Here is a 13,817-nt window from a genome sequence, read left to right as displayed (position 1 = left end):
ATTATTTCAGCAGTTCAGGAACCTTTTTATTGTTCCCAACTATCCAGACAATATCTTCATTTTCAAAAACCATATTCGAATCTGGATTTAATATGCGCTCACCATTGCGTTCTATTCCTACCACCAGGCCCTGCGTAGTTTCCCTGATACCCGAGCTGCGGATGCTTTGTCCGTATACCGGCGAATTTGCATTGATCACAATCTTTTGTAAGGTCATGTCCTTCTTCGGGAAATTGGCCGCTTCTTCATGCTCATCCACACTTCCTTCAAAAAGTTCCTTGATCATGGCCAGCTGTGCATCAGTACCAATCACCAATACCTTATCATTGGGATATAATCTTTCATCGCGCCCTGGTGTAGGAATCATAATCTTGCCACGCTCTATCAGGGCGATATTCACCCCGTATTTTTCCCTGATGGAAAGTTCTATGAGCGTCTGGCCTACCAGTTTAGACTCTGGCGCTACCACCAGCTCAGCAAGGTGGGTATCCCAGGGCAAAATCTCGGGTTGTGCATTTTGGGCTTCCCGGGCATTTAAGTTCAGTAAAAAGCGGCTTTCCAGTCTGTTGTAAAAACCTTGTAGCTTTCTTGAAAAGATCACCATACCCGAAACAATCAGCACAACAGCAATGGTAATGGCCAGCCATGTACTATAAAACTGGAAAATGAGGAAGCCTACAAAGAAAATGGCCAGGGCAATGCGCAAAATCTCCAGTGCAATCAGCGGCCCACGGGTATATTTTTTATTCAGCCACAAATGCGAATAGGCTTTTCTTTCAATCCTTCGTATGGCCAGGGCCCATAAAAAAGGTGTCATAAAAATTAAGGTCACCACCAGGCTAATGATGATACCCTTATTTCCATTGATGATGTTCCCCGTAATAAATGGCTGAAGATACTTAGCTCCCAGAAAAACCAGTGCAATCAGGATAACAGAATGGATAATGGTATTAAAGGTATAGGATTTTAAAAGTATTTTCCAATCGCTCAAAGTAGTAATTCCGGCTGTACTGGAACTGTATCTGTTTAGGCCCTCTACCCATTTTTTAGGCAGGTTACGCTCTAAAAAGAAATAGAATGGTTCCGAGGCTTTGATCAGGTAGGGGGTGGTGAAGGTTGTAATGGCCGATACTGCCACAGCAATTGGATAAAGAAAATCGCTGGTTACCTTTAAGGTTACCCCCAGGGTGGCAATGATGAAAGAGAATTCACCGATCTGAGCCAGGCTCAGGCCCGTTTGTACCGAAGTTTTAAGCGGCTGACCGGAAAGCAGTGCGCCCATACCCGAGCTTAAAAATTTGCCAAGGATGGTTGCAAGTGTAATGATGAGGATTGGCACCGCATAATCCACCAGGATCCCTGGATCTATCAGCATCCCTACCGAAACAAAAAATATAGCTGCAAATAGATCCTTAACAGATTTGGTCAGGTGCTCTATGCGTTCTGCCTGAGTGGTCTCGGCTAAAATGGAACCCATAATAAAAGCCCCCAGGGCAGGAGAAAATCCAACCTTAACGGCCAGTAATACCATGATCAGGCATAACGCTATCGATACCACCAGCATGGTCTCATCATTCATCAGCTTTTTGGTGGCCTTTAAAAAGGTAGGTACCAGGAATATGCCCCCAATGAACCATAAGACAAGAAAAAAGCATAGTTTTAAAATAGATACCAGCATTTCTGCACCGGCAAACTGCTGGCTTACTGCCAGGGTAGACAACAATACCAATAACAAAATGGCCACCAGGTCTTCTACAATGAGTACTCCGAATACCAGGCCGGCAAACTTTTTGTGTTTTACACCCAGTTCTTCAAAGGCCCTGATGATAATGGTAGTGGAAGAAACAGAGAGGATACCCCCTAAAAATATACTGTCCATAGTAGCCCAGCCCATCGCTTTACCGGCTACAAAACCAATTAGCAGCATAAATACCACCTCAACAATTGCGGTAATAGAGGCCGAACCACCCACTTTAACCAGCTTTTTGAAACTGAACTCAAGCCCCAGGCTAAAAAGCAAAAAGATTACACCAATCTCTGCCCAGATGTGGATGCTTTCATTGTCAGTAACAGTTGGAATAAATTTTATATGCGGACCAACAAGTAAACCAGCCAGGATGTAGCCCAAAACCAGTGGCTGCTTAATTCTTTTAAAAAGCAGGGTAGTTATTCCTGCGGCTGCAAGTATCAAACCTAAATCAGTAATCAATACTGGTAAGTGTATCATAAGAAACGTGTATTTTTATTAGGGTATAAATATTATGTCAAAATGGGTTTAGCATAATTGTTTTACCAAAAAACATGTTTGGGGTATAGATGATCAAATATGAAGGAATAACAGCTACTGGTAAAACAACCGTATGTCCTGGTTGTCAGCAATTGATAGTTACCAGGCTTTTGTAGTGTTGCTGAAAACAGGCAACAGCCCAGTCCGGGTTTTTTAACCGTATGCTGTACAAAAGGTAGATCTTCAAAAAGTATCTTTTTAACAGTAGTATGTTGTTTTTTGCTGAATTTGTACAGGTAGGTATCTACAATGACCGTTTTTTTTTGAGGTTTATTTTTTAATGCGCTGTGTGTTTTTCCCAATGCAAATTGCAGGGAAAGCACTTGTATAAAAACGAGCATTATGATACCATAAAAACACCTCATTGCTGTAAATATAGCAAAAAAAAGGCCTTTTATCCGAATAATTAAGGCATTAAATTTAAATTACTCCAGTGTGGCAAAGTAAGCGAGGGTATCTTCTTTATCTTTTTGCAATTGTATTTTTAAGGCCTCCAGGCCTGTAAATTTCACATCATGCCTTAAAAATTGCAGAAAGGTCATGGTTATATCCTGGCCATAAATTTCACGGTCAAAATCAAAAATATTGACTTCAATATTACGGGTCATGCCATTAATCGTAGGGCGCTGCCCAATATAGGCCATGCCCCTAAAAGATTGTTCCTCCATGTCCACCGTTACTGCATAAATCCCATCAGAGGGGATCAGTTTATAAGTCTCTTCAATAAAGATGTTGGCTGTTGGAAAACCTATGGTCCTGCCAATTTTATCCCCTTTTATTACTCTGCCGTGTAAAGAGAAATTATAGCCAAGGTATTCCGCGGCCAGGGCAACCTGCCCGTTTAACAGGGCATTGCGTACTTTGGTAGAACTTACGGCCACATCGTTAATGTCCTGTTCCGGTATTACTTCAATCTGATAACTATAGGTCCTGGCCAAGGCCAACAGTTCGGGCATACCGCCTTTTCTGTCTTTCCCAAAACGGTGGTCGTAACCTACAATTAAGTTTTTGATGCCTATGGTATCCACCAAAATGTTTTTAATGTATTCCTCAGCACTCAGGTTAGAAAAATCGCGGGTAAAAGGCGTAATGATCAGATGGTCAACACCCAAAGCGGCCAGTATTTTTGCTTTCTCGTCAATGGTATTGATCATTTTGAGATCCTGGTTTTCAGGGTCAATGATCAGTCGCGGATGCGGAAAAAAAGTAAGGATCACGCTTTCACCACCAGTAGCCCTTGCCAGTTCACACAATCTTTTAATAATTTTCTGATGGCCATAATGTACCCCATCAAAAGTGCCAATGGTAGCAACAGCATTGTTTAATCTTTTAAACTCAGAAAAATGATGGTATATGTTCATTGGTATATGTATGCTTTAATGTAAGGCCTGGCGTTTTACTACCCCGCCTCTGATATCGGCAATCTGCTGTTGTATAACAAATGCATCCGGATCAATTTGCCTGATAGCGGTCTGCAGTTTTCCCATTTCCAGCTTTGTGACCACTGTATATAGAATATCGATATCTTTTTTTATACCGTAGCCACCTTCGCCTTTATATATGGTAACCCCCCTTTTCATCTGGTGGATAATGAATTTTTTAATATTCTCGTTTTTCTCCGAGATCACGGTAACGCCGGTATACTGCTCAATTCCGTTTACAATATAATCAACCGTATTTGAGGCCGATAAATAAGTAAGAATGGCATATAAAGCCTTGTCCATACCTAAAAATATGGCTGCTACCGAAAAAATAAGGATGTTCAGGATGAGGATAATGTTGCCAACGGTAAGGGTGCTTTTTTTACTGATGTACAACGCCAATACTTCGGTGCCATCAATTACACAACCACCGCGCATGGCCAGGCCAATGCCACCACCTAAAAACAATCCACCAAAAAAGGCAATCAGTAAAGGGTCATGGGTAATGGATTTAAAAGGGGCAACGATCAGTAAAATGGCCAGCAAAGCAATCGCAACAGAAGTTTTGATAGCAAAAACTTTACCTATTTGCCTGTAACCCAGAATTACAAAGGGAATATTGATGACCACGATGAGGTAGGAGAGTTTTAGTCCGGTGATGTTGCTGATCAGCAGCGAGATCCCGGTAACCCCACCGTCAATAAAACCACTGGGCAGTAAAAAACTTTTTAATCCAAAACAGGCCGACACAATACCGCATGTAATTAAAAACATGTTTTTGGTAAAGTTTAGTTTTTTAGTTTTGATATGCCCCCGCATCTCTATGCTTTTTTCGCTCTAAGGTAATCAACAAGATCATTTACTTCAAGCGCATTTTCCAATAAAAAGTTTCCGCTGCGCGTGCGTACCAGTTTAGACAGGTAGGCGCCATTGTTTAGCTGTTTCCCAAAGTCAGCAACCAACGATCTGATATAGGTGCCCTTACTGCACACTATTCTGAAGTCGATTTCCGGCAGGGCTATCCGGGTAATTTCAAAAGCAGATACTGTAACGTTACGCAAACGCAGTTCTGTTTCTTCCCCCCTGCGCGCTTTTACATAAAGGCGCTCACCGTTTACCTTTACAGCCGAATGGGCAGGCGGGTATTGCTGTATGTCGCCAATAAAAGGCGCTGTGGCAGCATAAATGGCACCCTCAGTAATCCCATCCAATGGAAATTCCTGGTCAACCACCGTTTCCAGATCATAAGATGGGGTAGTGGCCCCAAGCACCATTGTGCCGGTATATTCTTTTTCTTCAGCCTGAAAAGTATCGATCTGTTTGGTCAGTTTTCCGGTACATAAGATCAGCAGGCCGGTGGCCAGCGGATCTAAAGTTCCGGCATGTCCTACCTTTAGCTTTAATGGTTTCAGCGAGTTCCTGATCTTTCCTACCACATCAAAACTGGTCCATTTATAGGGCTTATTGATGAGCAGTAACTCTCCCTCAACAAAATTGAATTCCCTCATATTACGTTTATTTCAATCCCCGAATAATACAGTGCAATTAATACCACACCAATGATTATTCTGTACCAGCCAAAAATACGGAACCCGTGTTTAGATAAAAAGCCTATAAAAGATTTAATGGCAATTATGGCTACAATAAAGGCAATAAGGTTGCCAAAAAGCAGCAGTTTTATATTTTCCGTATTTAAAAGGTGATAACCCTTCAAAAGTTTATAGCCTGTTGCAGCGCACATGGTAGGTACGGCAAGAAAAAATGAAAATTCGGCTGCCGCATGTCTGGTCAGCTTTTGCTGCATACCCCCAATAATGGTGGCTGCACTTCTGCTTAAGCCTGGAAAAACAACTGCCAGTACCTGGAAACACCCAATTTTAAAGGCATTTACATTGCTGATATCTGTTTCTTTATCGATGGTCTGGTTGTTAAAGAACCGGTCTATAAACAACAAAACAATTCCACCGAGCAGTAATACTACTGCTATAAATACGGGATTACCTAAAGTTTCGTCTATAAAATCATTAAGCAGATAGCCAAAAAACAGGGCTGGTATTACAGCAATGATCAGCTTTACATAAAACTGCCACTTGCTAAAATCAAAGAATTTTTTCCAATACAGTACTACCACTGCTAAAATGGCCCCTAGCTGTATGGCTACTTCAAAAAGCTTTACAAAATCATTTTTTCCAATCCCCATAAAGGAACTGGCAATCACCATGTGTCCGGTTGATGAAACAGGTAAAAACTCTGTTAACCCTTCTATTACGGCCAGAATAAAGGCCTGCAAATAATCCATGAAAAGAGCTTATTTCTTTAAAATGGCATACACGCCAAATCCAAACCCGAATAAAACAACCATAGGGGCCAGCAAGGTTTTTCTGAAATCGTAAATATCTGTAGTGCCGATCATCAGGATAAACCCGAGTACCACAATTGCAATGCTGATCAGTAACAACTGGTAATTCTTTTTGCTGAACACCAGTTCATTTTTTGCATCCTGACTTGCAGGAGATGATTTTTTTTCTACCATTATCTGTAAAGGTCGTAAATTTTTAAATTTAAATATCTGCTCACTGCAAATGAAGTGCTGATGGCGGTAATAAAGATCCCCACACCCACCAGGCCCAGCAGGACAATGCCAAATTCGCTGTAGTTTCTCAGGATCACCATTTCAGGAATTTCTTTCTGGGCGTAATAAAGAATGCCCAGCAAAATTAAAATGGCTATAAAAGCTGCAATGAGGCCATGTAATGCAGCAATCAAAATGAAAGGTTTACGTATAAAATTACGGGTGGCACCCACCAGCTGCATGCTTTTGATGAGGAAGCGCTGGGAATAAATGGCCAGCCGGATGGTATTGTTGATCAATGCAATAGAAATGATCAGTAATATAGCAGCAAAGCCCAGGATGATGAGTCCGATCGTATTGATGTTTTTATTTACCATATCAATCAGTGAGCTTTGGTAAATCACTTCTTTTACAATTGGGTTTTTACCAATATTGGCTTTCAGTGCATCAATGCCCTTGTTGTTTGCATAATCTGCCTTTAAATAAACATCAATAGTGGATAGCAATGGATTGTAACCTAAAAAGTTCACAAAGTCTTCTCCTAAATCAGTTGTCAGGTTCCTTGCAGCCATTTCTTTGTTTACATATACTGTACTTTTTATGGCAGGGTTGGCGTTCAGCTCTTTCTGAAAGGCAAGAACTTCTGTCTCTTTCGCGCCTTCATCCACAATAATGTTCAAAACAATATTTTCCTTTACGTAGTTAGAAAGGTTCTTAGCATGCACTAAAATCAACCCGAGCATACCCAGCATCAGTAAAACCAGGGCAATACTGAAAATAGTAGAAATGTATATGGTCTTTGTCTTCTTAGAAGCATCGCTAACTTCAAATTCTTCCATGTAATTTTATTTATGTTCTGCGAAAATAAAAAATATAAGCCACTAAAGTACAAAGCTACAACGTAAAATCGTTTGTTTTTATTTTCTTTCCTGGTTTGAGGTGATGGTTTTCAGGGATATCTTTAATGGATAATCCAATAAATAATGAATTCTGCCTGATTATTTGATTGACCTGAATTTTTTTTTTCGGACTTATTGACTAATATTAGCCCTGGTAAACCACTGAGCTGTTTTAGCTCAACTGAGTATAAAATTATAAATAGATGAAAATTTTAATCAAAACCAAACTTGTTATAGTACTGGTATTAACCATGTGTTTACAACTGAATGCACAGCAGGCCGGTAAAACTTTAAAAGTATTGCTGATTGGCAATAGTTTTTCACAGAATGCCTCGCGTTATTTGCCTCAAATGGCCGAAGAAGCGCATGTAAAATTGGTTTTAGGCAGGGCAGAAATGGGCGGTTGCTCTTTAAAACGCCACTGGGATTCGGTTTTGGTAAATGACATCGATACCAACAGGGGTAAGGCTTATAAAGGTCAATCACTAAGACAGCTGTTGCAATCACAAAAGTGGGATATCGTGACCATGCAGCAATATTCTTTATTGTCTGGTGATGAAGGCACTTACCAGCCCTATGCAACGAAAATTTATGACCTGGTTAAAAAGTATCAGCCAGATGCGAAGGTATTTGTTCATCAAACCTGGGCCTACCGTGCAGATGCAGTAAACTGGGGAATGATCGCTTCAGAAAAACGTGCAGAAAACAATAGAGAAATGTGGGAAAAATCGAGGGCAGCCTATCACCTTATGGCAAAGAACCTCGGTAATTTGCCAATTATCCCATCCGGTGATGCTTTTTATCAGGTTGCCACCGACAGCAAATGGGGTTTTAAAAAAGATACTGCATTTGATTATGCTAACCCTGTTTATCCTGCACTGCCTTCACAGCAAAACTCGATCAATGTAGGCTATAGCTGGGGGAAAGACAAGAAACTACAGTTTGATCCCAATCATGCAAATGAAGCAGGGTGCTATCTGGCAGGTTTGGTATGGTACAAGCATTTGTTGAAGGGAGATCCAACCAAACTGAAGTTTAAACCAGCTGCTGTGTCGGATGAATTTGCCGCATTCCTGAAAGCAACAGCTTCGAAGAATTAAAGTTCCAAAGAGGCCATCTTCAAATTTCCACATGTCGTTCAGGTCTCTTTCTGTTTCTTGAATAAAGAAGTAAGCTACTTTTGAATCGCTTCTTGTCTTCTATTTACATGCTTTTTTAAGTTCCCATCAATGTTGCTATATCATATTAAAACACCCCGGTTCTTAGCTACATTGTATAACACTTCAAACATTCTTTCGGGTGAAAAAGGTTTGTTCAGAATGTCAAAAATATGCATTTTAGCCAGCTTCAATTTCACCTCTGTCATAATATCGGCAGTAAAAATAACAATGTGTATTCCGGGGTACTGCTGCTGTATAAGATCCGCCAAAGCATAACCATCAATTTCGGGCATATGCAGGTCCAGCAAGGCCACATCATACTGGTTGTCATTTAACAACGCAAGAGCTTCCTTTCCATTATAAGCACAGTCTGGTACGCTGCCGAAGTATTCCAGCTGGTTTTTAGCCACCATTACATTAATTGGGTTGTCTTCGACAAATAAAATGCGCAAACCTTTTAACCTACCTTCGTATACCGTAATTTCAGGCCCAGGCCTGAAAGTCCCTGGCGAATTCTCGTCAGTAGCTAAATCAAAATTCAGTTCAAAATAAAATTCTGTTCCTTGGCCGGCTGTACTTTTAAGCAAAATGCGCCCATCGTGTAGTTCCACCAATTTCTGGGTAATAGCCAAACCTAAACCTGTTCCCGTATGTTTACGGTGCACATCCTGTTGTACTTGCTTAAAGCTTTCAAAAATGGTTTCATGTAACTCCTCCGGAATACCCATTCCGGTATCTTTTACAGAAAAATGTACATTAGCTTTGTTAGCTGTCAATGCCACAAGGCTCAATGTAATGGTCACCGCTCCACTTTCTGTAAATTTAATAGCATTGCTGATCAGGTTGTTCAAAATCTGCCCAAGCCTTACCGGATCGGCAATCAGTCTTTGTGGAATATCATCATCAATAAAGCTTTTCACCACAATGCCTTTAGCCTCGGCCAGCGATTTAAACTGATTTTTGATATTCCTTACCAGCTCAAAAATGTTCACTTCTGCCAAAACCAGTTCCAGCTTATCACTTTCTATTTTGGTAAGGTCCAGGATATCATTAATGAGCTGCAGCAGATGGTCGGCCGAAAAGATCAGGCTACGCACATACTCTTCCTGGTCCATGGTATGTTTAAGTTTCAACAAATTGGCAATACCAATAATTCCATTTAAAGGTGTGCGGATTTCATGGCTCATTACCGAAAGAAAATCCGTTTTTGCCTTTGCCGAATGTTCGGCAATATCCTTTGCCCGAAGTAGTTCCAATTCAATTTCCTTTTTTTGGGTAATGTCTGTAATGGCTCCTCTTAACACCACCACCTTATTGTCTGCTACAATGGGTGTACCAACGGCCCTAACCCATTTTCTTACACCAGCAGGCGTACATAGTCTGAGTTCAAGATCGTAAGGTATTTGCTTTTCAATCGCCTCTTTTACTTGTTGTTCCATTATCTGGGCATAACCTTCTTCGTAGCGCGAAAGTACGCCTTCAAAAGTAGGAACAAAAGTCTGCTCATCAACGCCATTAATTTCATAAACCTGCTTTGTCCAGAACACTTCTCCTGTCAGTAAATTAAATTCCCAGCCACCCGTGGTACTCAATTCCTGACTCACATCCAGAATCAGGTTGCTGCGCTCCAGGTTTTGTTTGATTTCCTGAAACGCCAGTTCGCTTTGGGTGCGATCTGTGATGTCCTCTAAAAAACCGATGTAGTAGGAAATAACACCATAGTCATCAAAAATAAATTTCGCGTTCACTTTAAGCTGGCGTAGTCCTTCAGAAGGATGATGAATCCGATAAACAAAATCGAATATTTCTTTTCCTTCCGCCATCACATCCTTTAACAGATTGTTTATAAGCACAATGTCATCCTCATAAACGATGCTCATCCAACCTTTCCCAAGCGATTCCTCCACACTTAATCCTGAGATATTTTCCCATTGCCGGTTTAGAAACAAACAATTACCTACTGTATCAGCCTGAAAAGCACCCATCGGACTAATTTCCAGGATCTTCTGTATTTCTGCTAATTTTTTATCTGAAATGCTTGTATTATTCATGAAATGCTACATTAGGGATGTATTTCGTTAAATTACCAATATAATTACAGCTATGCAAAAAAACACGCCTTACTTGTAAATGAATAAATTGAATAAATAACACCGATTTTCGGGCCATAGTGTTCATATCGCTTTGAGAATCGTATCTAAAGATCACGTTCAATATTTTAATTGGTAATGTAGCTAATCCCACAGAAGGAAGAAATGCTTAACCTGCTTGTCACCCAAGCTATATGATACTTTGGCTAAATTTACTAATTTAGACCCTGCGGTTGGAGGCATCCTGCATAGTACTAATTGATAATATAGAAATTTAACCCTTCCAAAAATGATGAAATTTACTTCCTTACTTTTTTTAACGCTTCTGGCGATCAGCAACATCAAATCTACCGCACAAATTGCATCGTCAAAGCAAGGTACATCCAAAAAGTCGGGAATTGTCACAGGTGCCGACCAGACTGAAAAATATTTGCCTTATCTAAAAGGAAAACGAATTGGCCTGGTTGCAAATCAGAGTTCCATTATCGGCAAAAAAAGCAGCGTAGATAGTTTAAAGAGCCTTGGAATTAAAATTGTAAAAGTGTTTGGACCTGAACATGGTTTTAGGGGCAATGCCAGTAATGGAGCCGTGGTAAACAACGAGATAGATGCGAAAACCGGCATTCCCATCATCTCTTTATACGGCAAAAACGAGAAGCCAACAAAAGAACAGCTGGCGGATATAGACCTTATGGTTTTTGATATTCAGGATGTGGGCTGTCGCTATTATACCAATATTAATACACTTGAGTATGTGATGGAAGCCTGTGCAGAAAACAACAAAGAACTCCTGATTCTTGACAGACCTAATCCTAATGCATATGTAGTAGACGGCCCGGTAATGACTGATGATAAATTTAAATCTGCCATAGGGATTCATTATACACCCATGACGCATGGCATGACTATCGGTGAGTTTGCACAATACCTTAACGGCGAGGGATACCTGAAAGAAAGATGCAGCATAAAGATTATAAAAGTTGCCAACTATAACCATGACATGTCTTATGTATTACCCATACATCCTTCACCAAATTTAAATACCCAGCAGGCTGTAATGCTTTTCCCGAGCTTATGTATGTTTGAGGGAACAGCGATCAATGAAGGTCGGGGAACTTATATGCCATTTACTATATTGGGAGCACCTGCATTGAAAGGCAAGTATTCATTTTCCTACAAACCGGTAAGCATTCCCGGAATGAGTGAGCGGCCAAATCACAAAGACTCCGTTTGCTATGGCCTTGACCTTCGCAATTATGATATCAGCAAGCTTCGGAAGAGCCGCCAGATTAATTTATCGTGGTTAATTGAATTGTACAATGCTTATCCGGATAAAGCCCGCTTTTTTGGTCAGGAAAGAGCCAGTACAGGTGTATCTCCCTTTGATCTGCGTATAGGTACCGATCAATTAAGAAAACAGATCATAGCCGGAGTATCAGAAGCTGACATCAGAAAAAGCTGGGAGCCTGGATTGCAGAAGTTTAAGGCTATACGGGCGAAGTATCTCCTATATCCGTAATTGTTGTGGGTAGATTTTGTGTAACATTTTTGTACCAAAACATTTTTTTTTCCGTTACAGTTCTAATTAACTACGGTTAAAAAAGTTTTAAACCGGAATGAAATAACCCTAAATCTTGTCCCTATGAGAAGACAAATTACTTTCGCGCTTACTTTATTATTGATTGTTACCGGCATCAGCGCCTGCCAGAAAGATGAAGATACCAGCAATAAGAAAAATATGACCGGCAAGTGGCAGGTGGCCAAAATTGAGACCAGTGTTGCCGGGGCCGAACTGGTCACTTATACCGGTGTTTCATCAGATTACTTAGAGTTTCGTAATAATGAAGAGGACGAAGTAGTGGTAAACCTGAAAGGCAATAACTACATCGGAACTTATGCCGTGCTGCAAGGAACCGGCTTAAACATTAGTTACGGTGGCAAATTGTATACCGCACAGGTGAATACCCTTACCGCCAATAAACTGGAATTTACTGCCAACGTAGAGGGTGCAACTGTAAAAACTACAGAAAAATACTACCTGACCAGATAACGGGCTGGTTGCTTTAAAATCTTTTATATTTGCCATGAGCCATTTAACCCGTGGTATGATATAATTTATGGCTAAAACAACAGTTAAGGCTTCTTTTATTGCTTATGGTTTTAAATGGCTGGTTTTAATCCTGATTGTTGGGGTGGCTGCAGGCACATTATCGGCCCTGTTTCTGGCGGCTTTAAACCTGGTTACCATTTTCAGGGATAACCATAACTGGATGTTGTATCTGTTACCTTTTGCGGGTCTGGTTATCGGGTTTGTATACCACCATAAGGGGAAAGGGGTGGAAAGAGGAAATAACCTCATATTTGATACGGTACACAACCCTGCAGCTATAATCCCTTTTAAAATGGTGCCATTGGTGCTGACCGGAACAGTGGTTACCCATCTGTTTGGCGGATCTGCAGGCAGAGAGGGCACGGCCTTACAAATGGCCGCAGCTACCGCCGATCAGCTGCACAAGCCTTTTAAATTGAATGCTGCCGAAAGGACCATTTTACTGATTGCAGGTTTAAGTGCGGGTTTTGCCTCGGTTTTTGGAACTCCCCTGGCCGGAATTGTTTTTGGGGTTGAAGTACTGTTACTTGGAAAAATACCAGTAAAAGCAATTTTGCCGGCAATAGTCACTGCTTTTATCGGGGCTTATGTTACTGAACTCTGGGGTGTAGGCCATACACATTACAGCATAGCTTTTATATTGCCTTTAACATTCAGGGGCATTGCCTACAGCGTGATAGCCGGTCTGGCATTCGGACTGGCCGCCATTGCTTTTGTAAAGCTGACAGAAGCTTTTTCACATGGGTTTAAAAAGATCAGTTACCCGCCTTTACGACCTTTTGCGGGTGGAGTGCTGGTGTTGTTGCTTTTTTTACTGCCCGGCACCTATAAATTTGCAGGCCTTGGCATTCCTGCAATACTGGACTCCTTCAATACAGCAAGCCAGGGTTCTGATTTTGCCTTAAAAATCCTGTTCACGGCCATCACCCTGGGTTCGGGTTTTAAAGGTGGCGAGGTTACCCCCCTCTTTTTTATTGGTGCCACTTTGGGGAGTGCCTTATCTGTATTTCTTCCACTCCCTGTCGGCCTGCTTGCCGGAATGGGCTTTGTAGCTGTTTTTGCCGGTGCAGCTAAAACACCGCTGGCATGTTGCCTAATGGCCATGGAACTGTTTGGTCTTTCCTGCGGCATATATGTAGCCATTGCCTGTACCGTTTCCTTTTTTATTTCGGGCAGGCACAGCATTTACAATGCACCGGAAAACAAGACGCCCAGGCATTTCCTGTTTGGTAAAATCAGGAATCTCTTTTTCTGAAGGCAGCCTGCAAAGGCTTATTT

General features: G+C 41.2%; 12 protein-coding genes. 4 read left to right on the top strand and 8 right to left on the bottom strand.

Going from position 1 to position 13,817, the window contains the following annotated elements:
- Position 1: 1 nt before the first annotated feature.
- The 7 genes from PHEP_RS17665 to PHEP_RS17630 form a co-directional block, all read right to left on the bottom strand.
- Positions 2 to 2,227, bottom strand: coding sequence for a cation:proton antiporter domain-containing protein (locus tag PHEP_RS17665; protein WP_015809351.1), 2,226 nt, complete (start codon positions 2,225 to 2,227; stop codon positions 2 to 4).
- A gap of 485 nt (positions 2,228 to 2,712) precedes the next feature.
- Positions 2,713 to 3,648, bottom strand: coding sequence for a bifunctional riboflavin kinase/FAD synthetase (locus PHEP_RS17655; RefSeq protein WP_015809349.1), 936 nt, complete (start codon positions 3,646 to 3,648; stop codon positions 2,713 to 2,715).
- Between the two features lie 15 nt (positions 3,649 to 3,663).
- Positions 3,664 to 4,482, bottom strand: coding sequence for a YitT family protein (locus tag PHEP_RS17650; RefSeq protein ID WP_238326498.1), 819 nt, complete (start codon positions 4,480 to 4,482; stop codon positions 3,664 to 3,666).
- Between the two features lie 47 nt (positions 4,483 to 4,529).
- Positions 4,530 to 5,216: a tRNA pseudouridine(55) synthase TruB gene (gene truB, locus PHEP_RS17645; RefSeq protein WP_015809347.1), complete on the bottom strand. Its 687-nt coding sequence runs from the start codon at positions 5,214 to 5,216 to the stop codon at positions 4,530 to 4,532.
- Positions 5,213 to 6,007 carry an undecaprenyl-diphosphate phosphatase gene (locus PHEP_RS17640; protein WP_015809346.1) on the bottom strand — a complete coding sequence of 265 codons (795 nt, stop codon included), beginning with the start codon at positions 6,005 to 6,007 and terminating at the stop codon, positions 5,213 to 5,215. Before PHEP_RS17640 ends, truB begins: the two co-directional genes overlap by 4 nt.
- Positions 6,008 to 6,016: 9 nt before the next feature.
- Positions 6,017 to 6,241: a DUF3098 domain-containing protein gene (locus PHEP_RS17635; protein WP_015809345.1), complete on the bottom strand. Its 225-nt coding sequence runs from the start codon at positions 6,239 to 6,241 to the stop codon at positions 6,017 to 6,019.
- The gene (locus tag PHEP_RS17630; protein ID WP_015809344.1) at positions 6,241 to 7,119 is read right to left on the bottom strand and encodes a cell division protein FtsX; all 879 of its coding nucleotides are present in this window, start codon (positions 7,117 to 7,119) and stop codon (positions 6,241 to 6,243) included. The genes PHEP_RS17635 and PHEP_RS17630 overlap by 1 nt, the downstream gene beginning before the upstream one ends.
- 263 nt (positions 7,120 to 7,382) lie before the next feature.
- Here PHEP_RS17630 and PHEP_RS17625 point away from each other — a divergent pair, with 263 nt between their 5' ends.
- Complete coding sequence (locus PHEP_RS17625) at positions 7,383 to 8,279, top strand: DUF4886 domain-containing protein (RefSeq protein ID WP_015809343.1); 897 nt, start codon at positions 7,383 to 7,385, stop codon at positions 8,277 to 8,279.
- A 140-nt stretch (positions 8,280 to 8,419) separates the two neighbouring features.
- On the opposite strand, the gene PHEP_RS21760 is transcribed toward PHEP_RS17625, so the two are convergent.
- Positions 8,420 to 10,390, bottom strand: coding sequence for an ATP-binding protein (locus PHEP_RS21760; protein WP_015809342.1), 1,971 nt, complete (start codon positions 10,388 to 10,390; stop codon positions 8,420 to 8,422).
- 328 nt (positions 10,391 to 10,718) lie between these two features.
- Between PHEP_RS21760 and PHEP_RS17615 the strand changes: the two genes are divergently transcribed.
- The 3 genes from PHEP_RS17615 (at position 10,719) to PHEP_RS17605 (ending at position 13,794) form a co-directional block, all read left to right on the top strand.
- Positions 10,719 to 11,948, top strand: coding sequence for an exo-beta-N-acetylmuramidase NamZ family protein (locus PHEP_RS17615; RefSeq protein ID WP_015809341.1), 1,230 nt, complete (start codon positions 10,719 to 10,721; stop codon positions 11,946 to 11,948).
- A gap of 123 nt (positions 11,949 to 12,071) precedes the next feature.
- Positions 12,072 to 12,479 carry a lipocalin family protein gene (locus tag PHEP_RS17610; RefSeq protein WP_015809340.1) on the top strand — a complete coding sequence of 136 codons (408 nt, stop codon included), beginning with the start codon at positions 12,072 to 12,074 and terminating at the stop codon, positions 12,477 to 12,479.
- Positions 12,480 to 12,546: 67 nt separating this feature from the next.
- Positions 12,547 to 13,794 (top strand): chloride channel protein, encoded by a 1,248-nt coding sequence (locus PHEP_RS17605; protein ID WP_015809339.1) that lies wholly within the window; start codon positions 12,547 to 12,549, stop codon positions 13,792 to 13,794.
- Positions 13,795 to 13,817: the final 23 nt, after the last annotated feature.

The organism is Pedobacter heparinus DSM 2366 (genome assembly GCF_000023825.1).
GTDB lineage: Bacteria > Bacteroidota > Bacteroidia > Sphingobacteriales > Sphingobacteriaceae > Pedobacter > Pedobacter heparinus.
Note: the sequence above shows the minus strand (reverse complement) of the source record. Positions and strands in the feature narration are given on the sequence as shown.

What these genes read in the sequence shown, in the direction of transcription:
- PHEP_RS17665 (WP_015809351.1), bottom strand. Translation starts at nt 2,227, where the DNA reads ATGATACACTTACCAGTATTGATTACTGATTTAGGTTTGATACTTGCA.
- PHEP_RS17655 (WP_015809349.1), bottom strand. Translation starts at nt 3,648, where the DNA reads ATGAACATATACCATCATTTTTCTGAGTTTAAAAGATTAAACAATGCT.
- PHEP_RS17650 (WP_238326498.1), bottom strand. Translation starts at nt 4,482, where the DNA reads ATGTTTTTAATTACATGCGGTATTGTGTCGGCCTGTTTTGGATTAAAA.
- truB (WP_015809347.1), bottom strand. Translation starts at nt 5,216, where the DNA reads ATGAGGGAATTCAATTTTGTTGAGGGAGAGTTACTGCTCATCAATAAG.
- PHEP_RS17640 (WP_015809346.1), bottom strand. Translation starts at nt 6,007, where the DNA reads ATGGATTATTTGCAGGCCTTTATTCTGGCCGTAATAGAAGGGTTAACA.
- PHEP_RS17635 (WP_015809345.1), bottom strand. Translation starts at nt 6,241, where the DNA reads ATGGTAGAAAAAAAATCATCTCCTGCAAGTCAGGATGCAAAAAATGAA.
- PHEP_RS17630 (WP_015809344.1), bottom strand. Translation starts at nt 7,119, where the DNA reads ATGGAAGAATTTGAAGTTAGCGATGCTTCTAAGAAGACAAAGACCATA.
- PHEP_RS17625 (WP_015809343.1), top strand. Translation starts at nt 7,383, where the DNA reads ATGAAAATTTTAATCAAAACCAAACTTGTTATAGTACTGGTATTAACC.
- PHEP_RS21760 (WP_015809342.1), bottom strand. Translation starts at nt 10,390, where the DNA reads ATGAATAATACAAGCATTTCAGATAAAAAATTAGCAGAAATACAGAAG.
- PHEP_RS17615 (WP_015809341.1), top strand. Translation starts at nt 10,719, where the DNA reads ATGATGAAATTTACTTCCTTACTTTTTTTAACGCTTCTGGCGATCAGC.
- PHEP_RS17610 (WP_015809340.1), top strand. Translation starts at nt 12,072, where the DNA reads ATGAGAAGACAAATTACTTTCGCGCTTACTTTATTATTGATTGTTACC.
- PHEP_RS17605 (WP_015809339.1), top strand. Translation starts at nt 12,547, where the DNA reads ATGGCTAAAACAACAGTTAAGGCTTCTTTTATTGCTTATGGTTTTAAA.